We start from the raw sequence: 26,781 nt of genomic DNA, 5'->3' as shown, positions 1-26,781 counted from the left end.
ATTGCCCCGGCGAAGGCCCGCCGCGGGCGGCCGCTCCTTTCAAAGGGAATGGAATGTCGCAACAGCCCCGCATAACCCTCGTCCATGCGACGCCGATCGCCATGGAGCCGATCAGGCAGGCCTTCGCCTCCGCTTGGCCGGAGGCCGGCGTGGTCAACCTGCTCGAAGACAGCCTCTCGCCCGACCGGGCGAAAAGCAGCGATATCACCGAGGCGTTGACGGCCCGCATCACGGCGCTGACGCACTATGCGAAGCAGATCGGCAGCGCCGCCGTGCTCTTCACCTGCTCGGCCTTCGGCCGGGCCATCGAGCATGCGGCGGCGACCGTCGATATCCCGGTGCTGAAGCCGAACGAGGCGATGTTCGAGGCCGCCATCCGCAAGGGCGGCCGGACGGCCATGCTCTACACCTTCCCGCCGGCGCGGGAGGGCATGGAGGCGGAGTTTGCCGAGGAGGCTGCGCGGATCGACCCGACCGCCACCCTGGAGAGCTTCCTCGTGGAGCACGCGATCGAGGCCGTACGGGCTGGCGATGCCGAAACCCACAACCGCCTTGTCGCCGCGGCCGCGGCGGGTCTCAAGGGCTTCGACAGCATCGTGCTTGCGCATTTTTCCACGGCGCGCGCCGTGCCGGCCGTGCGGGCGGCGACGGACATCCCGGTCCTTTCGAGCCCGGACGCCGCCATCGACAAACTGAAGCGCCTTCTCGGCGCTGCCTGATTTTGGGAGTATCCGTTCCATGCTGCTTGGCGTGATTGCAGACGATTTCACCGGGGCGAGCGACATCGCGAACACGCTCGCCAAGGGCTTGCCGGGCGAGGGCGGTCTTCGCACGGTGCAATATCTCGGCATTCCCCATGGCAAGGCCGAGCCCGATGTCGAGGCGGGCGTCATCGCCTTGAAGAGCCGGTCGATCGAAGCCGCCGCTGCCGTGGAGCAGTCGCTTGCCGCCCTGCGCTGGCTGCTCGGCCAGGACTGCGAGCAGATCGTCTTCAAATATTGCTCGACCTTCGATTCAACGCCGCAAGGCAATATCGGCCCGGTGGCCGAGGCGCTTGCCAGGGCCCTGGATGTCAAGGGCGTCGTCGTCTGCCCGGCGTTTCCCGGCGCCGGCCGGACGGTCTATCAGGGCCATCTCTTCGTGAAGGACAGGCTCCTCAACGAATCCGGCCTGCAGAACCATCCGCTCAACCCGATGACGGACGCCGATATCCGCCGCTGGCTACGGCTCCAGACGACGGGCGGCGTCGGCCATGTCGATATCGCAACCGTCCGGGAAGGTCCTGCCAGCATCAAGGCCGCCTTGCGGAAGCAGGACAACACCCTCGTCATCGTCGATGCCATCACGGACGACGACCTCGTCGCGATCGGCCGCGCCGTGGCATCGTGCCGCCTCGTCACCGGTGGCTCGGGCATCGCCATCAGCCTTGCCGCCAACTTCATCGGGCGCGGCCTTGCCGCGGGCACGGGAGCGGCGGTGATCGGCATGGACGGGCCGGAAGCCATCCTCGCCGGAAGCTGCTCCGGCGCAACGCGCGAACAGGTCGACATCCACCGCAAGGACCATCCGGCGCTTGCCATCGACGTCGCCGGCGTCCTTGACGGTTCGGTCACCGCCGCGGACCTCACCTCCTTCCTGCTTGCGAACCGGGGCAGGGCGCCGCTGGTCTATTCTTCGGGCACGCCCGGTGAGGTCCAGGCCGTCCAGGCGCGCTTCGGGCGGGAGACGGTTGCCGCCGCGCTCGACGGCCTCTTCGCCAGCACGGCGCGGGAACTGGTCAAGGCCGGCATCCGCCGGCTCGTCGTCGCCGGCGGCGAGACGTCCGGCGCCGTCGTTTCGGCGCTCGACCTTGGCGCGCTGACCATCGGGGCCGAGATCGACCCCGGTGTGCCGGTGCTCTTGTCGGGCGGCGATGAGCCCGTGGCGCTGGCGCTCAAGTCCGGCAATTTCGGTGCGCCCGATTTCTTCACCAAGGCATTGGAAAGGCTTGCAGGCAGATGAGTGCGGAAAACAAGGTTCGCGAGGAAATCGTCCGTCTTTCGAAATCACTGTTCGACCGCGGCTTCTCCGTCGGCTCCGCCGGCAATATCAGCGCCGCGGTCGAGGACGGGATCCTGATGACCCCGACGAATTCGTGCCTCGGCTTCCTCGACCCGGCGCGAATCTCGAAACTCGACCGAAACGGCAACCACATCAGTGGCGACAGGCCCTCGAAGGAGGTGTTCCTGCACCAGGCGTTCTACGAAACGCGGCCGCAGACAGGGGCGGTGGTGCACCTGCACTCGACCTTCGCGACCGCCGTGTCGTGCCTCAGCGATACCGACCCGGACGATTGCATCCCGCCGCTCACGCCTTATGTCGTCATGCGTGTCGGCAAGGTGAGGCTGCTGCCCTATGTCAGGCCGGGCGACGAGCGGATGGGCGAGATGATACGGGAGCTTGGCGGCCGCCATGCCGCTGTCCTCCTTGCCAATCATGGTCCCGTCGTTGCCGGCAGGGACATCGCCTCCACGGTCTATGCCGCCGAGGAGCTGGAGGAAACCGCCAAGCTGCTCGTTCTGCTGCGCAATGCACCCACGCGTTTGCTCTCCCCGGAAAACGTCGCGGAACTGAAAGCCGTCTTCGGCGGCTATTGAGGGGGACGTCATCCGTGAGGTGCAGGGAGGCAGCCAGCTCGGCCGCGCGGTTTGCGCTGACGCTTGCCATCGCCACGGCAGGGGGCTTCCTGCTGTGGCTGGCGCACATGCCGCTTGCCTGGTTGCTCGGGGCGATGCTGGCGACCGCGCTTTCTGCGTTCCTGCATGTCCCGGTGTCCCTGCCGAAACATGCGCGGCCGCCGATGACGGCGGTGATCGGGGCCGTGCTCGGCACGTCCTTCTCGCCGGAGATTTTCCGGCATGCCGCAGCCTGGATCGTTTCGCTTCTCGGCCTCGTCGCCTTCATCGCGATCACGGGGGCGCTGGCCTTCGTCTATTTTCGCCGCATCGCCCGGCTCGATCCCGTAACGGCCTATTTTTCCGCTATGCCGGGCGGCCTTGTCGAGATGATCACGCTCGGCTCGGAAAGGGGCGGGGATGAGCGCATGATCGCGCTGATCCATGCCGCGCGGATTTTCCTGGTCGTCCTGGCGCTCCCGTTCCTGATCGAGGCCCTTACGGGTTTTGACATCGATCGCACGGCAACGGTGTCCGCGGCTTCGGCAACGGTCGCGGTCGACGATATCCTCTGGTTCCTGGCTGCCGTCATCGGCGGCGCCGTGCTTGCAAGCCTGTTGCGGCTGCCGGCGCGTTTTCTCGTCGGGCCGATGCTTGCCAGCGCCGTGTTCCATCTGACGGGACTGACGGATTTCGAGATGCCGGCGGCAGCCCTTGCCGGCGCCCAGGTCGTCATCGGCGCGACGATCGGCTGCCGCTTCGCAGGGGCTTCGCCACGGATCGTGCTTCAGGCCATGCTCCTGTCGGCCGGCGCGACTTTTGTGATGCTGCTCTGCACGGCCGCGTTTTCCTCGGTGCTCTCCCTTGCCGGCGGCGATCGTTTCATCGCCTATGTGCTTGCCTATTCACCGGGCGGCGTCGCGGAGATGAGCCTTATCGCGCTTTCGTTGAACGTCGATGTGCCGTTCGTGGTGCTGCATCACATCGTGCGGGTGCTGACCGTCGTGGCAGGAGCATCTGCTGCGTTCCGGTTCTTCAAGCAGTAAGGTATTCGGTCCACCGAGATCGCCAGCAAGCCTGTCCGGCCGGCTACGCGCTGCCGTCCATTCTCCCGTTCTTTTTCTGCCGGTGGTTCCGCACCCGCCGCGGGCTGTTCTCCGGCTGATGCGGTGCGTCGGCCGAGGAAGACGCAAAGAGGCGAGCCTGGCCGGCGACGGTCGGATGCTCGAAGATCCGGATCACTGAAACCGGCTGCTCGAACAGCTGGGAAAGACGCCCGGCGAGCCGCGTGGCGAGGAGCGAGTTGCCGCCGACGAGGAAGAAGCTGGTGTCGAGGGATTCGATCGGCCGCCCCAGGAGGTCCTTCCAGAGGTCGCAGACCTGCTTCTCGATATCGGAGAGCGGCCGCGCGGAGGGCGCGCACGTTCCTGCCGCGGCTTCGCGGGCGCGCTGTTCCAGCGCCGCGCCGTCACGCTTTCCGTTGGCGGTCAACGGCATCCGGTCGAGCACGATGAAGGTGGAGGGAACAAGGGCGGCGGGCAGGTGATCGCGCAGCGCGGCGAGCAACGCTTCCTCGCGGTAGATCACGCTGCCACCAAGGGTCAGGAAAGCGGCAAGGCTGTCGCCGGTTCCTGCGCCGCGCACCGCGACGACGGCTACCTGCCGCACCGCCGGATTGGCGGCGATCAGTGTTTCGATCTCGCCAAGTTCGACGCGCAGCCCGTTGACCTTCACCTGGCCGTCGCGCCGGCCCAGAAATTCGACCACGCCGTCCGGCTGCCAGCGGCCGAAATCGCCCGTGCGGTAAAGGCGTTCGCCCGTGCGGGGATGGCGGATGAAGCGGGCGTTTGTCTTCTCCTCGTCCCGCCAGTAACCGAGCGCGAGGCCCACGCCGCCGATGAAGATTTCCCCGATGGCGAAGTCGGGGCGCTCGGCAAGGGCTTCGTCGAGCACGTGGATCGTCTGGTTGGCGAGCGGCGTACCGTAGGGCACGCTTTTCCAGCCCGGCTCGATGCGCTCGACCTCGTGGGCGATCGACCAGATGGAGGCCTCCGTCGCGCCGCCGAGCGAGACCAGTTTCGGCGGCCGGGGAAGCTCGAGGAGCGAACGGCAGAGCGGCAGGGGCAGCCAGTCGCCGGAGAGCATGACGAGCCGCAATCGGGAGAGCGTTGCGAGCGTGCCGCGGTCGGCGAGCCGGTCGTGCAGCAATTGCAGGAGCGCCGGCACGCTGTTCCAGAGGGTCACGCCGGCTTCTTCGAGAAGGCGCAGCCAGCAATCGGGATCCGGCGCGGGGCCGGCCGGCGGAATGACGATCGCGCCGCCGGCGGCGAGCATGCCGAAAATGTCGTAGACCGACAGGTCGAAGCTGAGCGAGGACACCATAAGGCAGCGATCGGCGGCCGTGACGCCGTAGCGCGCATTGATGTCGAGCACGGTGTTGAGCGCCGCGCCATGCTGGATCGCGACGCCCTTTGGCTTGCCCGTCGAGCCTGATGTGAAGATGACATAGGCGAGATCATCCGCAGCCGCCTGTGGCGGGATGACCTCCTCGGCGCCAGCCTCCGACAACAAAGGATCGTCCACCGCGATCATGGCGACGGGAAGGTCTCCATCGGCCGCATCGGCGGGTATCAGCGCCAGCGTCGCGCCGCTTTCCGCAAGCAATGTCTCGATCCTCTTGCGGGGAAGGGCGGAATCGACGGGCATGTAGGCCGCGCCCGCCTTGAGGATGCCCAGCACGGCGACCACCTGCCGCCAGCCCTTCGGCAGGAGCACGGCGATGGGCGGGCCGGGCATCGCGCCGGCGGCGGCGATCAGGCCCGCAAGGCGGTTGCTGGCCCTGTCGAGTTCGCCATAGGTCAGGCTGCGCTCTTCGTCGATGACCGCGATCGCATCCGGCTGCGCCTGCGCCTGGCGCAGGAAAGGATCGTGCAGCAACACGGCGTCCGTGCCCGCATGCCAGGCCGTTGCATTCACCGCTATCCGCCGCGCCGCCTGCTCTTCCGGCAGGGAGAGGATGGCGGTGTTCCAGGTGCCGTCTTCCGCGGCGAGCGCCTCCAGCAGGGACAGGTGGCGGTCGGCGATCGTTGCCATCAGGCCTTCCGGGTAAGCCGCGTCGACATAATCCCAGTTGAGGACGAGGTTGCCCTCGTGCTCCAGCACCTGATGGTCCAGCAGGGTCTGCGGCGTCTGCACCGCGGCGCGCACGATTTCGCCGAAGCCCGAGAAGGCGTCGAGATAGCTTTTTCCCGTTCCGAGCGCGCTGGTGAAGACATAGGGCATCAGCGCCCGGCCGGGCGTATTGCGGGCCGCCGCCACCATCGACAGCGCTTCGACGCCGCTGACGGCGCTGTTGTCGAGATCGCGCCAGAGCTGCTCCTGCGTCGCGCGGGCAAGAGCGGCGAAGGAGGCGGGGGCGAGCGTGTCGATCTCGACCAGCGTCAGCGATGTGAAGTCGCCGATCACGCCGTCATAGGAGGGGCCGGACAGCGGGCGGTTGAAGAGCGTCGTCGTCAGGGTGAAGGCGCTGCTCCCGCTCCACAGGGCGAGCACGCGTGCATAGGCGGCCAGCAGGGCTGCCGAGGGTGTGACGCCCCGGCTGCGGATCTTGTCCTGCAGGCGTCGCCACGCAGCCTGCGAAAGGACACGCTGCTCACGGGCGAAACGTGGCGCGTCGATCGCCTCGACCGGTCGGGCGAGCGGCAGGTCCGGGCCGAGCGGGAGGCGGGCGGCCCGATCCTGCCAGTATCGCCGTGCGCGGGCGGCTTCCTGCGACCTCGCCTCCGCTTCGCGCGCGAGGGCGTGCTCGCGGAACGACGCTGCGGGCTGGGGGAGGGCGACGGTCTGGTTCTCATAGCGAGCGCGCCATTCCGCAAGCCAGATTTCCAGGGATTTCAGATCGAAGACGAGGATGTCGAAGCTGAGATGCAGGATGGTTTCGTGCGATGAAAGCCGCGTCGCGTGGATACGATAGAGCGGCCAGCGGTCCGCAGGCAGCACCTCCTGCTCCATGTCCGCCCGAAGCGCCGAGAGGCGCCGCTCCCGTTCCTCCGCGGCAAGGTCGCTGAGGTCGCTTTGCCCGATGGCAAGGCGCGGCGCGTCGTCGAGCACGCGCTGCATCCCGTCGGTGTCGATGACCGCGCGCAGCATCGGATGGGCGGCGATGGTGGCGTTGAGGGCCGCCTCCAGCCGCTCGACGTCAAGATCGCGCGTCAGCGCCTCGATGTAGCCATGGGCGGCGACGCCGCCGAGCTCGAAATGCGGATCCCGGCCGAGCCAGTAGGCACGCTGGATGTCGGTGAGCGGGAACGGGCCGGTGTCGGCGGCCGGGCCGGCCGGTTGCTGCGCGGCCATGCTCCCAGCGCCATGTTGCGCCTCCGCCACCAGGGCAGCCCAGGCTTCGATGGTCGGTGTCGCCACCAGGGTGCTGAAGGAGAGCGTTGCGCCGTCCGCCGAGAGACGGCTTTGCAGACGCATCAGGGCGATCGAGGTGAGGCCGAGTTCGATGAGGTTTTCATCGGTGCCGAACTCCTCCGGCTCGGCGCCAAGCTCTTCCGCGACGAGCCGGTGCAGCTCGAGCGCCATGGTTTCGGCAGCCGTTTCATGCCGGCTGCGGGCAAGTGCGGGCTCCGCCATGTCCTACTCCGCCTCGCGCCGGGGCGCGTTCTTCTGTTCCCAATGATGGATCTGCTGTTGAATGAACCACTGGATGATCTGGCTGAAGAGCGGCACGATGAAATCCGGGTCGAGCCCGTTTTCCTCCGCCCAGCGCCGCCGTTCGGGCAGCATGGCCGCAACGCGCTCGGGCGCCGGTATGCTGGCGACGTCAGGCTTGAAGCGGGCCGCCTCCAATACGTATCCCATGCGCAGGCCGAACAGGTCGACGAGCGCGCGGTCGATCGTGTCGATCGCCTGGCGGATGTCGCCGAGGTCTTGGCAATCGGCGGGCGTTTCGGCCCGGATGCCGAGGTCTTTCGCTGAAGGCACGCGTCAATCTCCGTTGTCGAGGCCGGCGGAAAGGTGAAGCTGCTTCAACCGTTCGCGCAGGTCCTTCTTGCTCACCTTGCCGACCCCGGTCTCAGGGAAGCGCTCGATGAAGACGAACTGGTCGGGCATCTTGAACGCGGCGAGGCCGCGCGCCTTCAGATGCCGGATGAGGGCGAGCGGTTTCAGCCCGCCGGTCCGGGGGATCACGAAGGCGCAGATGCGTTCGCCGAGCGTTTCGTCCGGCAGGCCGACGACGGCCGCGTCGTGCACGTCCCCATGGGCGAGCAGCAGGTTCTCCACTTCCTCGGGCGAGAGTTTCTCGCCACCCCGGTTGATCTGGTCCTTCTCGCGGCCGGAGAGCACGAGATAGCCGGCGGGCGTCAGGCGCACGATGTCGCCGGTGCGGTAGAAACCATCCGGCGTGAAGGCTTTCTCATTGTGCTCGGGGATCTTGTAGTAGCCGCGGATCGTGTAGGGCCCGCGCGTCAGGAGCTCGCCCGGCTCGCCGGGCGCGACGTCCCGGCCCTCGGCATCGACCACGCGGATTTCATCCGCCGGCGACATGGGCCTGCCCTGGGTGGTGACGATCGTCTCCTCGTCGTCGTCAAGGCCGGTATAGCAGATCAGGCCCTCCGCCATGCCGAAGACCTGCTGAAGGCCGCAGCCGAGGCGCGGGCGCACGCGCCGCGCGGCTTCCTCGCTGAGTTTCGCGCCGCCCACCTGCAGGGTTCTGAGGCTCGATATGTCGGCGTCAGGCGCACCGGCAGCCTCCATCCAGAGCAGGGCGAGGGGCGGCACGAGCGAAGTGATCGTCACGCCATGCGCCTCGATGAGGGCAAAGGCCGTCCTCGGGTCGGGATCGGGGGCGATGACGACGGTTCCGCCGCTGACGAAGGTTCCCATGATGCCGGGGCAGGCGAAGGGGAAATTGTGGGCGACGGGCAACGCGCAGAGATAGACGGTGTCCTCCGCCATGCCGCTTGCGGCGGCGGCGGTGCGGATGTTGTAGAGATATTCGTTGTGCCGGCGCGGGATGAGCTTCGGCACGCCGGTCGTGCCGCCGGAAATCTGGAAGACCGCGACATCCTCGGGCTGGGCGGCGTCATCGATACCGGCGTCCTCGACGAGCCCGGAAAGCGCGGTGAAGGCTTCGGCCTCGCCGTCGACGATCACATGGCGGAGCGCCGGCAGGCCCGGCAGCAGCTCGCGGGCGAGCGCCCGGTAGTCGAAGCCGCCGGCGCGGTCGGCGATGAAGTAGGCGCGGGCCTCGGTGAAGTCGAGGAAGCGGCCGATCTCGATATGGCGGTGAGAGGGCAGCGCCAGAACCGGAACGACGCCGAGGCGCAGGAGCGCGAAGACGACTTCGACGAAGGCGACGCCGTTCGGCATCTGCACGACGGCGCGGTCACCTTTTTGAAGGCCGAGGCGGCGAAGGCCGGCCGCAAGCGCGCCCGCGCGGCGTCGAAGGTCTTCGTAGGTGACATGCCGGCCGCTCTCGATCAGGGCGGTCTTGCCGGCATGGCGGTCGGCGATGCGGTCGAGCATGCCGGAAAAGGTTTCCGCCTGCCAGAAACCCTCGCGAACATAGCGTGCGCGAAACGTTTCCGGCCAGGTCGGCGCGTCCACCGAAAGATCCTGGGCCGTTTCCTGGAGCATGGTCTACCTTTCTGCCCGCGCCTTTCCGGCGGCGGACGGTTCCAGGCCGAGGGCCTGGAGCATGGTTTTCAACTTGGTTTCGGTTTCCCGGTATTCCGCCTCCGGGTCCGAGCCCTCGACGATGCCGGCGCCGGCGAAGAGGCGGACGCGGCGGCCGCGGATTTCCGCGCAGCGGAGCGTCACGGCCCATTCGCCGTCGCCGTTCTCGTCGCACCAGCCGACCATGCCGGCATAGAGGCCGCGATCGAACCCCTCGATATCCGCGATGGCCGCCAGCGCGTCGGCCGTCGGCGCGCCGCCCACGGCCGGCGTCGGATGGAGCGCAAGGGCGAGGTCGAGCGCGGTCACGCCGGGCGAGGCGAGTTCGCCGGTGATGACGGTGGAGAGGTGATTGACGGGACCGGCGGCGAGCACGCTCGGGGTTTCGGGAACGTCGAGGCTCCTGCAGAAGGGGCGGAGCGTGTCGCCGACGGCGCGGCTGGTATAGGCGTGCTCCTGGCGGTCCTTCGCGGAGGCGAGCAGGCGGGCGATGTTGCGGGCGTTGCGTAGCCGGTCCGGATCGGCGGCGATCGTGCCGGCGAGCGGATTGGCGAAAACCCGGTCGCCGGCCTTGCGCACCAGCAGCTCGGGACTGGCGCCCAGCAGCACGCCCGCGTCCTCGCCGTTGCCGGCGTCGAGCGGCACGCCGTATACGAAGCTCGCCGGATGGCGCCGCATCAGCGTCGCCAGCAGGCCGGCAAGGTCCGGCGCCGCGTCGAGCTCCAGTTCGAGACGGCGGGCGAGCACCAGCTTCTTCAGGTCCGTCCGGCGGATGCGGGCAAGGCCGCGGGTCACCGCATCCCGGTAGCCGGAGGGCGAAGGGGTCTGGCGGACGTCGACGATCGCGGGCGCGTCGCCCGCGCCCGGCGTCGCGGCGAGCGGAACAGGCCGGCCCGGCCGCTCCAGGCGTTCCGGCACGTAGAGGCTGGCGGGCGATTGCGTATCGAAGGGGATCGCGCCGACGACGACCGGCGGAAAACCTTCGCTCCGGGCGGTCGCGAGCAGGCGCGCGACCGTCTCGCGCAGATCGTCGCCGGCGGGCCGCGCGCTGAGCGCGATGCCGTGGCCGATCATTCTGGTGGTCGGCGAAACGTAGACGGTCCGGCCGTGAAGGCCGGCCGCGGGCAGCGTTTCGGCGAGGGCGGCGTCTGCCGCGATGCGGGCGGCGGGTGTGTGTTGCATCAGGCGGTCTCCGTGGCGGCGCTCTCGGAAAGCGGGGGAAGGGTGGTCATGTGGGCTTCCAGCGCGGCGATCGTCGTGTGTACGAAGAGGTCGGTCACCGGCAGGTCGACGCCGAGCTCCCGGCGAAGCCGCGCATGCGCCTCGACGAGCCGGATCGACGTGGCCCCGAGTTCGAAGAAGTTGACGTCGGCGGGAAGCCCCCGGCGGCCGATCACCGCTTCGAGGATTTTTCGCACGGGGCTCGTAGCGGCCGTGGCGGCTTTCGGCTTCTGGCTGGAGAAGGCGGGCAGCGCCTTCGGGTCGATCTTGCCGTTGGCCGAGAGCGGCAGGGCCGCATGGACGCCGAAGCGGGCGGGGACCATGTAGGCCGGCAGCAGCGCGCGGCAATTTTCCCGCAGCGCTGCCTCGGCAAGCGCGCTTCCGGCCCGCGCCGCGACATGGGCGACGATCTGCCGGCCGCCGGCGGTCTCCTGCACCAGCGCGACGGCACGCGCCACATCCGGGTGGCTTTCGAGCGCGTGGGTGACGTCGCCGAGTTCGACGCGATGTCCGCCGATCTTGACCTGGCCGTCCTCGCGCCCGAGGAATTCCAGCGTTCCATCCTCCCAGAAGCAGCCGAGATCGCCCGTTCGGTAAAGGCGTTCGCCCGTGTCGACGGCGGTGACGAAGGCGGCGGCTGTTTTTTCTCCGTCGCCCCAATAGTCGTCGGCGAGGCCATGCCCGCCGATATGCAGCTGGCCCGCGACGCGATCCGGGCGATCGGCGCCGTAGCGGTCGAGCACGCGAAAATACTGGTTCGCGAGGGGTCGGCCGTAGGGCACCGATTTCCACTCCGGTGCGACGGTGCCGGCTTCCTGCCAGTTCGACCAGATGGCGGCCTCGGTCGCCCCGCCGAGCGCGATCAGCCGCGTTTCCGGCGCGGCGGCGGAAAGCCGGCCGGGCAGATCGAGCGGCACCCAGTCGCCGCTGACGAGCGCGAGGCGGAGCGAGGATGGCAGGGGGGCCGCCATGCTGGCGGACCAGACGAGCAGCATGTCCAGCAGCATCGGCACGGAATTCCAGATGGTGACACCATGCTGGGAGAGCATGGCGCTCCAGTGCGCCGGGTCGCGCTCCGCGCCGGCATCCGGCAGCACGACGGCCGCGCCCGCGGAAAGCGGCGCGAAGATGTCGTAGACCGAAAGGTCGAAGCTGAGCGAGGAGAGCGCGAAGACGCGGTCCCGCGGGGTCATGCCGAAGCGGCGCGCCATGTCGTCCAACGTGTTGGCGACCGCGCCGTGGGACATGGTGACGCCCTTGGGCACGCCGGTCGAGCCGGAGGTGAAGATGACATAGGCTGCCCGCCTGCTGTCGGCCTTTGCCCGTCCCTCCGGCGCCCGGGCGGGCGAAAGCTCCGGAACCGGGTCGTCGAGGCTGACGACGATCGTGTTCGCCGCCCCGTCGTCGGCATCGAGAATCCGGGCGACGGGCGCGACCTGCCGCAGCATGGCCTCTGCCCGAGCGGGCGGCAGATCCGGCGTGACCGGCACGTAGACCGCTCCCGCGTGATGGATCGCCAGAACGGCGACGACCTGCAGCGGCCCCTTGGGCAACCGGACGGCGACGCGGTCGCCCGGCCCGGCGCCGGCTTCGCGCAGCCGGCGGGCGAGATCCGCCGCCCGGGCGGCGAGCGCGCCGTAGGTCATGCGTCCGCCGCTCCACAGCAGCGCATCGCGGTCCCAATGGGTTTCGAGCCCCTCCCAGAAGGGCGCGGAGATATCGAGGCCGCCATCGAGCGGAATTGCGGGCGGGTGATGGAGGGCGGCGCGCGTGGCGGCCTGGCCGGCGGGGAGCCGGCGCGAGACGGCGCGGTTCCACCGGTCCGGATCGTCGGCGAGCGCGACGATGGTTTCGACATAGCGCTCGAAGGCGGCCGTGGCCGCGTCGAGGTCGAGGGCGGCTTCGGCGATGTCCCAGTTGAAGCTGAGGCCGCCGCGTTCCTCGTAGAGCTGGTGGTCGAGGGCGACCTGGGGCGTCTGGCTGATGCCGGCGACCTGCCGCCACCGCCCGTCCTTCGCGCCGTCCGTCTCCTCGCCGATCAGAAGGCTGGTGAAGACGACGGGCATGAGCGAACCGGAATAATCCTGCCGCCGCCGGGCGAGGTCGCGCAGGAGATCGACGCCCGAGACCGCGCTGTGCTCCAGCCGTTCCAGAAGCCGCTGCTGCGTCGCGCGGACCTGGTCGGCGAGGGAGGCGTCCATATCCGCAAAACCGAGCAGCGTCGTGTTGGTGAACTCGCCGAGCACATGCCGGATATCCGGATGGATCGGCGGCCGGTTGAACAGCGTGACGTTGAGGGCCACGTCCTCGTTGCGGCTCCAGGTGGAGAGCACATTGGCGAAGAGCGTGGCGAGAAGGCCGGTGGGCGTGACGCCCAGGCCCTTGCACGCCACCTTCAGGGCGCTCCAGCGGGCCTGGTCGAGATGGCCGGCGCGGCGGCGGAAACGGCCCGGGCGGCCGCCGGACCGGCTGGCGGGAAGGGAGGGCGCGGGCGGCAGAAGGTCCAGTTCGCGGCTCCAATAGTCCCGGGAGGCCGCTTTCCGCGCGGCATCCTCGCCGCAGAGCACGCAGTTGCGGAAGCGGATGGCGGGCGGGGGTGCAAGCGTCTCGCCGTCGATCAGCGCGAACCATTCCCGGTGGAAGAGCTGGCTGCTCCAGGCGTCGAGCGCGATGAGATCGACGCAGGAGAGAAGCCGCAGGCCGCCGTCGATGCGCACCCAGTGCAGCTCGAAGAGCGGCCAGGCGAAGGGATCGCGCACCCGTTCGCCGATCTCCTCGCGCAGCGCGGCAAGGCGGCGGTCCTGCTCCTCCGCCGGCAGGGCGCGCAGGTCCGTGACGGGCACGGTGTAGTCGGGCACGCTTTCGAGCACGGTTTGCAGGCCGTCCGGCAGGAGCACGGTGCGCAGCATGTCATGGCGCGCGATCACCGCGTTGAGGCAGGCGTCGGCATGGCTGAAGTCGACGGCGTCGTGCTCGAATTCGAGATAGCTGTTGGCGGAGACGCCGCCGAGGTCGAGCGCGCCGGTGCGGCCGACGAGATAGGCCTGCTGGATCGGCGTCTGCGGGAAGGGCGCGAAGCGATCGGCCTCTGCGCCGGCGGCGTTCGACAGCCGCTGGAGCAGCGCCTGCTTCTGTTCCGCGACCTTCGCCTTGAGGGTGGCGGTCATCGCGCCGGCGGGCGCGCGAAAGCGCAGCTGGCCCTCCTCGACCCAGAGGTGGATGCGGTGGCGTTCGAGCTCGTCGAGAAGCTGCGTGAGGCTCATAGCGTGCCCTCCGTCATGTCCTGGACATAGGCGGTCGTCGCGGAAAGCCAGTGTTCGCGCGCCTGCGGCTCCAGCGCGCCGGCGGCCATGGCATGCAGGCAGACATGGTCCGGCGAGAGGGCGAAGCGGCGGCCCATCTCGTCGAGCGGCAGGTCGCCGATCTGGCAAAGGCCGAACGGCCGGCCGACGGCCTGCTGTTCGAGCGCCTGGCACATCGCCCCGCATTCGATGAGCCCGAAGCCGAGGCTCGCGGCGTCGTAGAGCGGCGCGATGGCGTCCAGCGACAGCACGAAGCAGAGGATGAGGCGGCTTGCGGCCAGCGTCTCGCGGCTTCCGGAGCTGAGCAGCGCGAGGTCCGTAAAACCGTCCGGCGCCGTGCAGGGCGATAGGGCGTGCGCCTGCGGGTCGTAGCGATAGCCGCCCGGCGCGAGGTCCTCGATCCCGCCCGGCGGAACGGCAAGATAGGTTTCGACGGGATAGAGCCCGCCGGCCGAGGCGTAGAGCCGGCGCTCCTCGCCATCCCTGTAGTGGCGGCGAAGCGGGGCGAGCAGGGCGGAAAGCTCGTCGGTCGTCAGCGGACGGTCGATGAAATCGCGCCAGCTGCGTCGTGCCGCCGCGGCGGGCGGCTCGGCTGCCCCGGACAGGAAGACCGGTGCTTCGGCGGCGGCAACCGGGCGGGGGCGGCTCTTGAAAAGGCGACGGGCGACCGGGTCGGTGAGAACCGGGTTGCGGGAAAGGTGGGCGCGCAAGGCCGCGGCTCCGGCGACGAGCTCGGCGGGCTGCGCCGCCCCTTGCGGCGCCAGCGCCTGCACTAGGGCGACGAGGTCCGGCAGGCGCACGGCGCGGGCGAGGTCCGTCAGGGGCGGGCGCGCGCCGGCGAAGGCCTCGATGCGGTTGGCGAGTGCGATCAGTTCGAGCGACGAGGCCCCGAGATGGACCAGATTGTCGTCGAGCGAGACGTCGGGGCGCTGGAGGATCGCGGCGACCATCTCCAGCACCGCCCGCTCGACCTCCGCGCCCGATGACGGTGGATGCCGTGAAGGAGTGGCGGCAGGCTCTTGCGTCACGAGGGCGAGGAGCGCCTTGCGATCGAGCTTGCCGTTCGGCGTAAGCGGCCAGGCATCGACGGCCTTGAACGCGGCGGGAACCATGTAGGCGGGCAATTCCTGGGTGAGGTGGGCCGCAAGCCCTGCTTCCCCGACTCCTGCCCGGGCCGGCCGGAAGAAGGCGACGAGCCGCGGCCGGCGCGGATCGCCCACGGCGAGCACCTGCGCCTCCTCGACATCCGCATGCCGCTGCAGGGCGCGCGCCACCTCGCCGGGCTCTACGCGAAAACCGTTGATCTTCACCTGCGTGTCGGCGCGTCCCTGGAAGATGATCGCGCCGTCAGGGTCATAGGCGCCGAGGTCACCCGTCCGGTAGAGGGCGAGGCCCGTGCGCGGATGGGGGAAGAAGTGCGCGGCCGTCTTTTCCGCATCGTTGAGATAGCCGAGCGCGAGCCCGTCGCCGGCGATGTAGAGATCGCCGGTATGGCCGATCGGCGCGATGGCGAGGTCGTCGTCGAGGACGAAGACCTGCTGGCGGCCGAGCGCCCGGCCGTAGGGGATGCTCGTCCAGGCCGGATCGACCTCGTCGATGGCATGGAAGATCGACCAGATCGCCGCCTCCGTCGCGCCGCCGAGGCTGTATTGTGCGGCCTCCGGCCAGAGCCGGCGGGCGCGGCCCGGCAGGTCGAGGCCGATCCAGTCGCCGCTCAGCATCACCGTCTTCAGCGCCGGCGGCGGCGCGATGCCTGCGACCTCGTGATAGTCGACATAGAGCGAAAAGAGCCCGGGAACGCTGTTCCAGAGCGTCACGCCATGGCGGGTCGCGAGCGCGTGCCAATGGGCGGGGTTCTGCTGTTCGGCGGGATTGGGCAGGACGAGCGTACCGCCGGCGCCGAGCACGCCGAAAATGTCGTAGACCGAGAGGTCGAAGTGAAGCTGCGAAAGGCCGAGCACGCAATCCGCGCCGCCGATGCCGAAGCGCCGGCTGACATCCGCGATCGTGTTCACGGCCGCCGCATGCGTCACCGTCACGCCCTTGGGGTTTCCGGTCGAGCCGGACGTATAGATGATGTAGGCGGGATCATCCGGCTGCGCACCGGCGAGGTGATGCAACAGCGCGGGGTCGCCTTCGCCAAGACGGGAAAGGTCGATCGTCGCGGCCGGCGCGCCGGTTGCAAGGGCGTCGGGAGTCGCGCCGCGCTCCAGCATGGCGGCCGGTGTGAGATCTTCGAGGATGCGGGCCTGGCGGGCGAGCGGCTGAGCCGTGTCCAGCGGCACATAGACGCCGCCGACGAGCGCGACGGCGAGGCAGGCGGCGATCTGTTCCGGCGATTTTTCGAGGCGGATCGCCACCGTCTCGCCGCGGCGGACGCCGGCGACAACGAGGGCGTTTGCGATTCCCGCCACCTGCCGGGCGAGCGCCCCATGGGTCAGCACAATGCCCGACGTGGCGATCGCGGGTCGCTCCATCGCGTCCGGCAGGGCGCGCAGCCACAGGTCGGCGAGCCGTTCGCGCCGCTCGGCTTCCGATACGATCGCCGGGGCGATCAGCGCTTCGGACGGGTCGGCGCGTCCGCCCACCGTCTCCTCCAGCATGGCCGGATCGGCGGCGACGGCTTCGACGAGAGTGACGAAGCGGTCGAAGAGCGGTCGGGCGACGGCGATGTCCAGCACGTTGACGGCGATGTCCCAGTTGATCGTCAGCGCGCCGGACCATTCCATCACCTGGTTGTCGAGCATGACCTGCGGCGTCTGGGAAAGGGCCAGCACCGGCTCACCCGGCTGGGCGGCGGCGTCGGAATAGAGGCGCGTGTCGTTCTGCGTCAGCGTGCTGGTGAAGACGACGGGCATCAGGGGGCGGTCGAGATGGCCACGCGCCACGGCCATTTCGCGGGTGACGGCCGTGCCGCTGACCAGGCTGTGCTCCATGTCGCGCCAGAGCAGCGCCTGGAGCCGGGTAAAGCGGGCGCGTCGGGTCTCGGCCTGCCGGAGATCGGCCTCGAACAGCATGTTGGTGGTGAAATCGCCGACCACGCGATCGACATCCGGGTGGATCGGCGGCCGGTTGAAGAGCGTCATGTTGAGGCAGAAATGCGGGTCGGCCGCGAAGGCGCAGAGCGCTTCGCCGAACAGCGAGAGCAGCGTGGTCGAGGGCGTGACGCCGAGCGTCGCCGCCGTGGCCTTGAGACGGTCCCACCGCGTTTTGTCGACGGTGTGCGAGAGGCGGTCGTAGACCGGCGTGCCGGCCTCGTTCGGGGGCGCGATCACCGGCAGGGCCGGCGCATCCGGCAGACTTTCTGCGCGCTCCCGCCAATAGCGGCGGGCGCGGGTGAGATCGGCCTCGTCCGGCTCGCTGAGCACGCAGTCGCGGAAGGTGATGTCGGGCGTGGGCAGGTGAAGGTCCGGATCGCGGTAGAAGCGGGCTACTTCGTCGAGAAGGATGAGGATGCTCTGCTGGTCGGCAATCAGGAGGTCGAAGCGCAGATGGACACGCACGCGGCCGGCCGGCAGGAGACTGAGCTCCACATCGATCATCGGCCAGCGGTCCTGCGCCGGAAGGGCGCGCGCGAGGCGCCGGCGAATGGCGTCGATCGTCGCGTCCCGCGCCTCGTCGTCGCTCAGATCGCGCACGACGATCTCCAGCTCCGGCATGGTTTCGGCGATCTCCTGGCGCGTCGCGTCGAGGATGCGGGCGCGCAGCATCGGGTGGCGCGCCATCACGATGCCCCATGCCGCCCGGTAGCGCGCGATGTCGAGCGTCTCGCAATCCAGCTCGTAGTAGAACTGGCAGGCCGCGCCGCCGAGCGGCAGCGACGAATCGCGGCCGAGCAGGTAGCCGCGCTGGATCTCCGTCAGCGGGAAGGGCGTTTGAATGTCCTCCGTGCGCTGCTGTGGCGGTGCCGCGCCTGCTTCGACGCCGAGGAGCCGGCTCAGAAGCGCCGGATCGAAGGAGAGGGCTGTGCTGCTGCTCGACATGACGTTCCGTCTCAGGCTGTGGCGACCTGGCGCGCGAGCGTCTGCCGCTCGGCGTCCGGGAGGGCGTGAATATGGAGGTAGGCGAGGGCGACCTGCTCCGTCCCGGCGACGGCTTCCAGCCGGCGCGACAGGAGGGCGGCCGTCCGGTTCGAAAGAAAATCCGGCAGCCCCAGATCGACTTGGAAGATGCGGCGCAGTTTCGAGAGGAAGCGGACGGCGAGGATGGAATCGCCGCCGAGCTGCAGGAAGTCGTCCGTGGGGGCGACGCCCGGAAGGCCCAGCGTCTGCGCGAACAGCAGCCGTACTGCCTGTTCCTGCGGGGAGCCTTCGTCCGCCACGATGGTGGCCGGCTGCGCAGGCGTGGCCATGCGCTCCAGGCGTTGCCGGGCGGCCTCGCTCGTTTCCCGCAGGCGGTCGTCGAGATTGCGTGGCGTGACGATCACATGGGAGAGGCCGCTCGCGATGATCCGCCAGAGGGCGGCAAGGCCCGCCTCGACGCCGATGGCGTCGGCCGCCGCACCGGCGAAAAGCGCCTTTCCGTCGTCCTGCGCGGCCCCGAACGCGCCTTCCCGCCAATTGTCCCAGCCGATGCTGACGAGGCGCGGGCCTGGCCCGCGGCTTTCGGCAAGAAAATCGAGGAACAGGTTGCCGGCCATGTAGTCGCTGTTGCCGTAGCCCGAGGTTTCGCCGGCGAGCGAGGAAAAGGCGACGAGGAAATCCGGTTCCATTGGACCGAAGACGTCGAGGAGCGCGCGCGTCGTTTCGACCTTCGCGGCACGATTGCCGTCCGTCGCCGTGAGCGTCATGTCCGCGATCGTCTGGGAGATGTAGCGGCCGGCGAGGTTGAAGATGCCATCGAGCCGTTCGCCCGCCGCGACGAGCCTTGCGGCGACGGAGCGCAGAAGATCCCGGTCTGCGGCAGAACCCCGTATAAGGGTGAGACGGCCGCCGTTTCGCCGGCATTCGGCGAAATTCGGGGCGTCTTCGTCGAGCGAACGGGCGATCACCACGACATGGCGGCCCTCGGCCGCGAGCGCCTGGACCAGGCGGCGGCCGAGCCCGCCATTGCCGCCGGCGACGAGATAGGTTCCGCCGGGGCGGATGACGTCGGGAAGCGTCGCCGGCGCAAGCGCGACCGGCGGAACGTCCCTCCGCCAGAAACGGCCGCGCCGCAGGGCGAAGGCACCCGCGTGCAGGCCGCCTGCGATCTCTACCGCCTCCAGCCGATCGAGGTCGGGCTGAGCGGGGAGCCGGTCGGCATCCAGCCAGGTTGCACGAAGGCCGGCCTGCTCGAACGGGATCGCTCTCAGAACCCCGAGGGCAAGCGCCTGCTCCGCATCGGGCGCCTCGTCGCCGCAGAGCGCGGCCAGCGTGCGCGTGCAGAGCACAATATGGGAGAGAAGGCCGGCGGGGGCAAAGGCCTGGACAAGGCGCACGAGGCTGTCATGGCCATGCGTTCGGGCGTCGGCCTTCTCGTCCATCAGCCAGCCGAAGAGGCAATCCGCGCCGGTGACGCCGCGCGCCTGCAAGGTGTCGGCAAGCTTTAAGAAGTCGCCGGCATGTCCCGGACGAAGCCGGAACCCGCCGTCCGGCAGCGCGGCATAGTGTTCGCCGGGATGGATGCGGATATCGCCGAGGCCGGCCGGCCCCGCCTCGCCCTCGGGCAGGAAGAGCACGCGTGGCCCGCGGTCCGGCGTCGAGGGCGTTTTCGGCAAGGCCAGCGTGCGCCATTGCGGGGCATGGAACCATTCGTCGGGCGGCAGGACCCGCGGCCGGTTCGCCATGCTTTCCCGCCCCGGCTCTATCTGCGGCAGCAGATGGGCCACGCGCTGGAAGGGATAGCCCGGCATCGGCGTGCGCCGCCAGGCGCGGTGCAGCATCAGGAGGTCGGGGTCGACGTCGTGCCCCTCTACCCAGAGCCGGCCGAGCGCCGACAGGAGGTCTTCCGCCTGCGAGGCGTTCGAGGCGAGTGTCGGCAGGGCGCGAAGATCCGCGGCGGCGCCCGTGACGGCGGCGGTGCAGCTCGTGCCGGGGCCGAGCTCCAGGCAGGTCGCACCGGGCCACAGGCGGGCGAGGCTGGCGACGTCGTCGGAGAAGCGGACGGTCTGGCGCAGATGCCGGACCCAGTAATCCGGGGTGGTGATCTCCGTTGCGGCCGCGACATCGCCGCTGGTGTTGCTGAGCACGGGGATCGATGGTGCAGCGAAGGCTACGGTACTGCAGGCCGCTGCAAACTCCTCGAGGATCGGTTCCATCAGGTGGGAATGGAAGCCATGCGAGACGGCCAGCATGCGCGTCGCGATGCTCTCGGCGGCGAGCGTCTCCGCAAGGATGCCGAGGGCTTCGGGCGCACCGGAGACGACGCAGCGATCGTGGCGGTTGACGACGGCGAGCGATATGCTGCCGTCCCGCAGATAGGGTACGAGCGCTTCCCTTCCGGCATGAACGGACAGCATGGCGGCCGCCGGCAGGCGTGACATCAGCCGCGCGCGGGCATGGACGAGCCGCAGCGCGTCCTCCAGCGAAAAGACGCCGGCAAGGCAGGCGGCGACATATTCGCCGATGCTGTGCCCGAGCAGCGCCGCAGGCGTGAGGCCGGCCGCCATCAGGCTGCGGGCGAGGGCGTATTCCGTCGCGAACAGGGCGAATTGCGTGACCAGCGTCGGCTTCAGCGCGTCGTCCTCGGTGCCGAAGATCAGGGGGCGGATGTCCTCCCCCAGCATCGGTTCGGTCAGGGCGGCGCAAAGGTCCAGCGTCTCGCGGTAGACCGGCAGGCTGTCGTGGAAGGGGCTGCCCATGCCGGCGAATTGCGTGCCCTGGCCGGGGAAGATGAAGATCGGCCGGCTAGGTGCGGCCATGGCAGAATGGGTGGCGGCGCCGGCTTCCAGCTTGCGCAGCGCCTCCGCGGGGTTGCGGGCCGTGAGCGCCCGGCGGTGCGGAAAGTGCCGGCGGCCGAACAGCAGCGTCCCGGCCTGATCGACGAGGCTTGCGCCGCTGTCGGCGGTCCAGACGGCGGCAAGGGATCGTTCCATGGCCGCAAGGTCATCCGGCGTGCGGGCGGACCAGCAGAGAAGCGCGGGCTCCTCCGTCGCGATCGCATCGCGGCGGGGCGGGCTGGAGAGCAGCATGTGTACATTGGTGCCGCCGAAGCCGAAGGAGCTGACGGCCGCGACATGGCGCTCGGCGGGCGGAAGGCGTGTCGGGCGATCGCAGATGGAAAAGCGCGAGCCGGCAAGATCCAGCAGCGGATTGGCCGTGGTGAAGTTGAGTGTCGGCGGCACGGTGCCGGTGCGCACGACACCGATGGCCTTGATGAGGCCGGCGAGCCCGGCCACCGTGTTGAGATGGCCGGTATTCGCCTTGACCGAGCCGACGAGGCATGGCGCGTCGCCGTCGCCGTAAACGGCGCGAATGGCCTCCATCTCGATCGGGTCGCCGATCGGCGTGCCGGTGCCGTGGGCCTCGATATAGCTGACGTCGGCGGGGGAAAGGCCGCTGAGGCCGAGCGCCTCGGAAAGCACCCGCTTCTGACCGGCAACGCCCGGCGCGGTGAAATTCCCGCGCTCACGCCCATCGTTGTTGGCGGCGCTGGCCTCGATGACCGCGTAGATGAAATCGCCGTCCCGCTCGGCCTCGCCGAGGCGTTTCAGGACGAGGGCAGCGACGCCGTTGCCGCCGACGATGCCGTTCGCGCCCGCGCTGAAGGGCGCGATCTTGCCGGTCGGCGACATCGGCCCGCCGGGATCGGCATGATAGCCCTCTTCGATGTCCATCGAGATGGAGACGGCCCCGACGAGCGCCATGTCGATCTCGCGCGACAGCAGCGACTGGACGGCCTGGTGGACGGCGAGCAGCCCGCTGGAGCAGGCGCTTTGAACGACGACGGCCGGCCCCTTCAGGTCGAGCAGGTAGGCGACGCGGGAGGCGAGGAAATCCTTGTCGTTGCCGATCAGCATGGCGAAATAGTCGGCGGCGCTGTCGGCATAGGAGCGCAGGCCGACATGCCGCAGCACATAGTCGCCGAACCCGGCGGCGGCGAAGACGCCGGTCACGCGCCCGCCCTCGCCCTCGCCGTAGCCGGCGTCCTCCATGGCGTGCCAGGCGGTTTCGAGGAAGACGCGCTGCTGCGGGTCCATCAAAGCCGCTTCGGAGGGCGCGAAGCCGAAGAAGGCGGCGTCGAAGCATTCCTTGTCGGCAAGGGCGAAGCGTGCACCGACCACATCCGGCCGGCTTTCCACCTGTGTAAGGCCCGACGCGCCGGCCTCCAGCATCTTCCAGAAGGCGTGCACATCCGGCGCGCCGGGAAAGCGGCCGGCGAGGCCGATGACGGCGACCCGTTCGTCCATTGCTTCCGAAACCTCTTGCATGTCGTGCGCCGCCACGCCGGTCACGCGGATGGCCCGTGCTTCGGCTGTGCCGGGGCGAGGATTTTCGAGAGAGCAGGGTCAATCATCGGGCACATGTCTGCATTCCACGGTTAAGTGGATGATTCAATTTATGAATATGTGATCCGGCCTTGTTTCCGGAACAAGGGCATCCTAAGCTTGCTCGGCGCTTCCTGTCCGACCAGATGCGGAGAAATAAGTGCCCTTGGCGGAGTGACTGGACGCAATGTTCGAGTGGTCGAAGACGGCGGATGGAGAATGGCTGTGCGCGGGCGTCGCCATCGCCATGCCGGTTTCCGCCGTTCTCGGCAGCTTCGATCCGGACGCCGTGCTGGATTCCGCCGAGCGATCCCAGGCGGGGCGTTTCCTGAAGCCGGAGGATACGGAGCGGTATCGCGCGGCGCATGGGCTGGTGCGGCGGCTGCTCAGCGCGGCGACGGGGCGAAATCCCGCCAGCCTATCCTTTTCGCGCAGGCCCGGGGGCAAACCGTTCCTTGTCGATACGGGTTCGCTCGATTTCAATCTTTCCCATGGCGGCGGCTGGGTGGCCGTGGCGCTGTCCCGGTCGGGCCGGATCGGCGTCGATGTGGAGGCAGACCGGCCGCAGCATTTCTGGGACGAGATCGCCGCCTCGTTCCTCGCGCCGTCCGAGATCGCGGCGAGCGCCATTGGTCACCAGCAGATCTGGACGGCGAAGGAAGCCGCTCTCAAGGCGCATGGCGCGGGCTTCGCCATTCCGCCGGAGAGCGTGACCGTGACGGCAGAGGGTGCAGGGTTCGCGGCGCGCCTTCCCGCGGATCATTTTTCCGGCGTCTGGCGTCGGCTGGGCGACGGGCATGTGCTCGCCGTCGCCGCCGATGGTTCGGTGCCCGAGATCGCTGTTTGCGAGAACGCCGGCGACCTCGGGGCGGTTCTTGCCGAGCTCAGCCGGCTCGATCCAGCGATGCGGGCGTCGCGTTGACGAAACCCTGCCAGCAGGCGGAGGCGGCCTGCGCCTGCTTGAGAAAATCCTTCATCTCCTCTTCGCTGTTGTCGCTGACGGCGGCGATCTCGACATGGTTGTCCTGAAGCTGCACGGCGGACTTGTCGAAGATGTTGAAGCAGCCGCGCATATCCAGCCTGCAGCGCATGGAGGCGTTGAGCTGGCGCAGCGGCTTGCCCCGCTCGCGGCAGACGATGACGAGCTGCTGGGCGAGATCGGAGAGCACGGCGGCCAGCAGGTATTCCTGCGGGTTGGGCGCTTCGTTCAGCCCGAGCGCCGGTGCCGGCTGGTCGACAGAAAAGCGGGCGGGCAGCGACCAGCGCTCGTCCTGGTACTGCCTGTCGCGCAAAGAAACGTCGAACTGCGTGGCGTTGCGCCAGGCGATGTCGACGCCGAGATGGATCGGCGCGTTGGAGCCCGCCTGGGCGGTGGCCGGCGCATGGCCGTCGCCGTTCGCTGCCGCGCCGTTCTTGCGGAAGGCGGAGGGGACGTGGCGATAGGTGAGGTCAATGCGGTTCGGCAGGGTGACGGTGATGTAGTTCGGCGAAAAGCGCGCGACGTTCATCATCATCTGCTTGTATTGCAGCCAGCTGCCGTCCGCCTCCAGCTTCACCGTCACGGCGGTGCCGGAAAGCGTTCCGTCGCTGCGCTGCGTCACTGTGTCCACCTGCAGCTTGTCGATGGTCATGCCCTTGTAGGACGCGCCCTGCACCAGGATGTTGGCGACGCAGGAGCCGAGGCCGGTGGTGAAGTAATCCGCAGGCGTTGGGGCCGCTTCCGGGCTCGGATCGTCGTGGTGGCTGACGCGGAAGGAGAAATCCCGGCCGAGCCGCTTGCTGCCGAAGCGCAGCGGCTTGGTGCGGATGTCCATGGTCAGGCCGCCGAGCCATTCGAGGTCGACGCCGTAGAAGATCTCGCTTTCGCCCGGCACTTTGCGGATTTCGTGCACGAGTTCGCTGACGGCGGCGACGTTGATGCCGTTCTTCATTGTCTGATGTCTCCGATTGCGCCGAGCGCGCGGTCGAGGTCGGCCTTGAGGTCTTCGATATCCTCGATGCCGACGGAAAGCCGCATCAGGCCGGGATTGATGCCGACCTCGCGGCGCTGCCGGTCGATGAGGCTGCTGTGGCTGGTGTTGAACGGCATGCTGATGAGCGATTCGACGCCGCCGAGACTGGTCGCCGCATGGACGAGCTTCAGGTTCTCCATCAGCTTGAGGCCCGCCTTGTCGCCGCCCTTCACCTCGAATGAGACCATGCCGCCGCTGCCGCGCGCTAGCGATTCCGCCGCCCAAGAGTAGGGATAGCCCGGCAAAGCGGGGTGGTAGACGCGCGCGACGGCGGGATGGCGGGCGAGCCATTCGGCCAGCGCCAACGCGTTTTCCGTATGCGCCTTCATGCGCAGCGCCAAGGTCTTCATACCGCGTTCGAGGACGGCGCAATCCTGCGGGTTGAGGCTGCCGCCGAGTTTGAGCATCTGCGCCCAGATCATGTCGAGATACTTGCGGCTGCCGGCGGCGGTGCCGGCGATGAGGTCGCTGTGGCCGTTGAGATATTTCGTGCCGCTGTGGATCACCACATGCGCGCCGTCGTCGATCGGCGTCAGGCAGCAGGGCGAGAGGAAGGTGTTGTCGAGCACGAGGAAGATGTTGTTCTCCGCGGCGAGCTTCGCCAGCGCCTTGACGGGGGCGAACTTCAGGAGCGGATTGGTCAGCGTTTCGAAGAACAGCACCTCCGTGTTGCTCCGCACCGCCGCCGTGATCGCGTCGATATCCATCGGGTCGACGAAGGTCACCTCGCGGCCGAACTGGTGCATGTCCTCGCGCATCAGGTTGTAGCTGCCGCCGTAGAGGTCGCGCGCGGTGACGATGTGGCCGCCCTTGTTGGTGAGCGCGAGAAGCGTCGTGCTGATCGCCGCCATGCCGGAGGAGAAGACGATGGCGCTTTCGGCGTGTTCCAGCGCGGCCACCTTCTCCTGCACGGCCCATTGGTTCGGGTTGCCGTAGCGGGTGTAGATCGGGTAGTCGCGGATCATGCCCTGGTCGAAGGCTTCGTAGCTTTCCTTCTGGAAGAGGAAGGTGGTGGCGGCGAAGACCGGCGTGCCGACCGCCCCGGTGATCGGGTCGTTATAGGTGCCGGCATGCACGGCGAGCGTGCCCGGCCCGTGGCGGGCGGGGTCGATGGTGGTCTGGTTGGTCATGCGCGGGCCGGCGTTGCGGGCGCGGGTGAGCTGGTCGGCCCATTCCGTCTTCGCCGAAACGCCGGTGGCTTCGCTGCGGAAGCGCCCGGCCCATTCCTTAAGAATACTCTTTGCCAAGAGGTTCTCCTGCCTGTTGTTGGAGTGTCGAGAGGATGCTGTCGCAGAGCGCGTCGCCGTCCGGGCCCTGGAAGATGTTGATGCCGACGGCCGCGCCCCGGTAGGACGGCTCGCCGATATCCGAGCGGATGCGCCCGAAGCCGAGGCCGATGCCGAGGAGGCCCGGCAAGGCCCGCTTCTGCGTGTCGCAGAGATGCCCGGAGGCGTCGACAAGCGCCGCGCTGCCGTTGCGGCCGATGCGGATCGGCCGGCCCGCCGCCGTGGCGAGCAGCGGGATGTTCGGGCGGTAGCCCGTCGCCGCGATCACGACGTCCGCGCCGCGCAGCACCGCTTCGGCCTCCGCCGGATCGGGGCAATGGCGGAGCGTGACCGCCGGGTGCCGCCCGGCGAGGATCTGCTCGTAGAGCGCCTTCGAGCGGGTGTAGAGGCCCTGGAAGCGAAAGACGCGGCCGCTGGAAGGGCAGATGTCGGCGACGGGATCGAAGGTTTCGCCGGCCGCCTCGGCCAGCGCGGCGCTGCGATGCATGCGGCGGATCGGCGTACGATGGAGGAGCGTCAGCGCCGTGTCGCGCTCGGGAAGGGCCTCGATCAGCTTGTGCAGCACGGAGAAGGCGCTGTGCGACGCGCCGACGACGACGATGCGCCGGGCGTTTTCCGGCAGAAGATTTTGAAGGTCGACGGGCCGCAGCGTTTCCTCCGAATGGAGGAGCGGCACGCCGGCCTCGCCGGTAATGCGCCGGAGATCGGGGGCAAGATGCGGCGTGCTGCCAGCGGCGAGCACGGCGATCCGGCTTTCGACGCAGGGGCCGTTGTCGAAATGCGCCTCCCAGCCCGATGACGATTGCGTGATCTCCCGGGTGGCATGGCCGCGATGAATGTGCAGGTTGGGATGTCGTCCGGCGGCGTCAAGAAAGGTGCGGCGCAGTTCGGCGGTCAGGAGGGCTACCAGCTGGAGCGGCACGGATTGCGTGCCACGGGCGCGGATCAGACGAGCCGGCGCGCTGTCGAGAACCGGGGCGAAGAGGCCGTCTGCGGAAATGCCGTCGAGGAAGTCGCTGGCGTCGGAATTGGAGGGGATATCGTAGTTGGCGCCGGCGAGCAGCAACTCTTCATCGCCGGCTCGCCGCTCGTGGATGACGAGGCCGCGCGCCAGCAAGTCCGGCAGAAGCCCGCGCCGGTCGGCGCTGACGAGGAGGCTGATGCAGGCCGGGCCGAACCCGACGATCTGGCAGAAGGGGCGGGACATCGTGTTCTCCT

At 68.9% G+C, this 26,781-nt stretch carries 15 protein-coding genes; 5 read left to right on the top strand and 10 right to left on the bottom strand.

What is annotated here, in order from left to right; all coding sequences use genetic code 11:
- Positions 1 to 53 precede the first annotated feature (53 nt).
- Genes MUU56_RS29920 through MUU56_RS29905 form a run of 4 tightly spaced genes read left to right on the top strand, consistent with a single transcriptional unit; the run spans position 54 to position 3,700 of the window.
- On the top strand, positions 54 to 719 hold the full coding sequence (locus MUU56_RS29920; RefSeq protein ID WP_245082004.1) for an arylsulfatase: 666 nt from the start codon (positions 54 to 56) through the stop codon (positions 717 to 719).
- A 19-nt stretch (positions 720 to 738) separates the two neighbouring features.
- Positions 739 to 2,001, top strand: a complete 1,263-nt coding sequence (gene otnK, locus MUU56_RS29915) for a 3-oxo-tetronate kinase (protein WP_245082002.1) — start codon at positions 739 to 741, stop codon at positions 1,999 to 2,001.
- A complete protein-coding gene (gene otnC / locus MUU56_RS29910; RefSeq protein ID WP_245082000.1) occupies positions 1,998 to 2,636 on the top strand; it encodes a 3-oxo-tetronate 4-phosphate decarboxylase in 639 nt (212 codons plus the stop codon). The genes otnK and otnC overlap by 4 nt, the downstream gene beginning before the upstream one ends.
- A gap of 14 nt (positions 2,637 to 2,650) precedes the next feature.
- The gene (locus MUU56_RS29905) at positions 2,651 to 3,700 is read left to right on the top strand and encodes an AbrB family transcriptional regulator (RefSeq protein ID WP_245081998.1); all 1,050 of its coding nucleotides are present in this window, start codon (positions 2,651 to 2,653) and stop codon (positions 3,698 to 3,700) included.
- A gap of 43 nt (positions 3,701 to 3,743) precedes the next feature.
- Here MUU56_RS29905 and MUU56_RS29900 read toward each other — a convergent pair whose 3' ends face one another.
- From MUU56_RS29900 to MUU56_RS29870, 7 genes are read right to left on the bottom strand one after another with little or no spacing between them, the layout of a single operon-like run.
- Positions 3,744 to 7,289, bottom strand: coding sequence for a non-ribosomal peptide synthetase (locus MUU56_RS29900; protein ID WP_245081996.1), 3,546 nt, complete (start codon positions 7,287 to 7,289; stop codon positions 3,744 to 3,746).
- 3 nt (positions 7,290 to 7,292) lie between these two features.
- Complete coding sequence (locus tag MUU56_RS29895) at positions 7,293 to 7,640, bottom strand: isochorismate lyase (RefSeq protein WP_245081994.1); 348 nt, start codon at positions 7,638 to 7,640, stop codon at positions 7,293 to 7,295.
- 3 nt (positions 7,641 to 7,643) lie between these two features.
- Positions 7,644 to 9,296 carry a (2,3-dihydroxybenzoyl)adenylate synthase gene (locus tag MUU56_RS29890; RefSeq protein ID WP_245081992.1) on the bottom strand — a complete coding sequence of 551 codons (1,653 nt, stop codon included), beginning with the start codon at positions 9,294 to 9,296 and terminating at the stop codon, positions 7,644 to 7,646.
- 3 nt (positions 9,297 to 9,299) lie between these two features.
- Positions 9,300 to 10,517 (bottom strand): isochorismate synthase, encoded by a 1,218-nt coding sequence (locus tag MUU56_RS29885; protein WP_245081990.1) that lies wholly within the window; start codon positions 10,515 to 10,517, stop codon positions 9,300 to 9,302.
- A complete protein-coding gene (locus MUU56_RS29880; RefSeq protein WP_245081988.1) occupies positions 10,517 to 13,819 on the bottom strand; it encodes a non-ribosomal peptide synthetase in 3,303 nt (1,100 codons plus the stop codon). Before MUU56_RS29880 ends, MUU56_RS29885 begins: the two co-directional genes overlap by 1 nt.
- Positions 13,816 to 17,841 (bottom strand): non-ribosomal peptide synthetase, encoded by a 4,026-nt coding sequence (locus tag MUU56_RS29875; RefSeq protein ID WP_245081986.1) that lies wholly within the window; start codon positions 17,839 to 17,841, stop codon positions 13,816 to 13,818. The genes MUU56_RS29880 and MUU56_RS29875 overlap by 4 nt, the downstream gene beginning before the upstream one ends.
- An 11-nt stretch (positions 17,842 to 17,852) precedes the next feature.
- Complete coding sequence (locus tag MUU56_RS29870; RefSeq protein ID WP_245081984.1) at positions 17,853 to 22,208, bottom strand: type I polyketide synthase; 4,356 nt, start codon at positions 22,206 to 22,208, stop codon at positions 17,853 to 17,855.
- A gap of 244 nt (positions 22,209 to 22,452) precedes the next feature.
- On the opposite strand from MUU56_RS29870, the gene MUU56_RS29865 reads away from it, so the two are divergent.
- Complete coding sequence (locus tag MUU56_RS29865) at positions 22,453 to 23,187, top strand: 4'-phosphopantetheinyl transferase family protein (protein WP_245081982.1); 735 nt, start codon at positions 22,453 to 22,455, stop codon at positions 23,185 to 23,187.
- On the opposite strand, the gene MUU56_RS29860 is transcribed toward MUU56_RS29865, so the two are convergent.
- From MUU56_RS29860 to MUU56_RS29850, 3 genes are read right to left on the bottom strand one after another with little or no spacing between them, the layout of a single operon-like run.
- Entirely contained in the window at positions 23,150 to 24,196 is a 1,047-nt protein-coding gene (locus tag MUU56_RS29860) for an OsmC family protein (RefSeq protein ID WP_245081980.1), read from the bottom strand. The genes MUU56_RS29865 and MUU56_RS29860 overlap by 38 nt on opposite strands.
- The gene (locus MUU56_RS29855) at positions 24,193 to 25,524 is read right to left on the bottom strand and encodes a trans-sulfuration enzyme family protein (protein ID WP_245081978.1); all 1,332 of its coding nucleotides are present in this window, start codon (positions 25,522 to 25,524) and stop codon (positions 24,193 to 24,195) included. Before MUU56_RS29855 ends, MUU56_RS29860 begins: the two co-directional genes overlap by 4 nt.
- Positions 25,505 to 26,770, bottom strand: a complete 1,266-nt coding sequence (locus MUU56_RS29850; protein WP_245081976.1) for a SidA/IucD/PvdA family monooxygenase — start codon at positions 26,768 to 26,770, stop codon at positions 25,505 to 25,507. Before MUU56_RS29850 ends, MUU56_RS29855 begins: the two co-directional genes overlap by 20 nt.
- Positions 26,771 to 26,781 lie beyond the last annotated feature (11 nt).

Source organism: Shinella yambaruensis (assembly GCF_022899355.1).
Classification (GTDB): Bacteria; Pseudomonadota; Alphaproteobacteria; order Rhizobiales; family Rhizobiaceae; genus Shinella; species Shinella yambaruensis.
This window is presented reverse-complemented; position numbering and strand designations above follow the sequence as displayed.

What these genes read in the sequence shown, in the direction of transcription:
- MUU56_RS29900 (WP_245081996.1), bottom strand. Translation starts at nt 7,289, where the DNA reads ATGGCGGAGCCCGCACTTGCCCGCAGCCGGCATGAAACGGCTGCCGAA.
- MUU56_RS29920 (WP_245082004.1), top strand. Translation starts at nt 54, where the DNA reads ATGTCGCAACAGCCCCGCATAACCCTCGTCCATGCGACGCCGATCGCC.
- otnK (WP_245082002.1), top strand. Translation starts at nt 739, where the DNA reads ATGCTGCTTGGCGTGATTGCAGACGATTTCACCGGGGCGAGCGACATC.
- MUU56_RS29850 (WP_245081976.1), bottom strand. Translation starts at nt 26,770, where the DNA reads ATGTCCCGCCCCTTCTGCCAGATCGTCGGGTTCGGCCCGGCCTGCATC.
- MUU56_RS29885 (WP_245081990.1), bottom strand. Translation starts at nt 10,517, where the DNA reads ATGCAACACACACCCGCCGCCCGCATCGCGGCAGACGCCGCCCTCGCC.
- MUU56_RS29880 (WP_245081988.1), bottom strand. Translation starts at nt 13,819, where the DNA reads ATGAGCCTCACGCAGCTTCTCGACGAGCTCGAACGCCACCGCATCCAC.
- otnC (WP_245082000.1), top strand. Translation starts at nt 1,998, where the DNA reads ATGAGTGCGGAAAACAAGGTTCGCGAGGAAATCGTCCGTCTTTCGAAA.
- MUU56_RS29860 (WP_245081980.1), bottom strand. Translation starts at nt 24,196, where the DNA reads ATGAAGAACGGCATCAACGTCGCCGCCGTCAGCGAACTCGTGCACGAA.
- MUU56_RS29875 (WP_245081986.1), bottom strand. Translation starts at nt 17,841, where the DNA reads ATGTCGAGCAGCAGCACAGCCCTCTCCTTCGATCCGGCGCTTCTGAGC.
- MUU56_RS29890 (WP_245081992.1), bottom strand. Translation starts at nt 9,296, where the DNA reads ATGCTCCAGGAAACGGCCCAGGATCTTTCGGTGGACGCGCCGACCTGG.
- MUU56_RS29865 (WP_245081982.1), top strand. Translation starts at nt 22,453, where the DNA reads ATGTTCGAGTGGTCGAAGACGGCGGATGGAGAATGGCTGTGCGCGGGC.
- MUU56_RS29870 (WP_245081984.1), bottom strand. Translation starts at nt 22,208, where the DNA reads ATGCAAGAGGTTTCGGAAGCAATGGACGAACGGGTCGCCGTCATCGGC.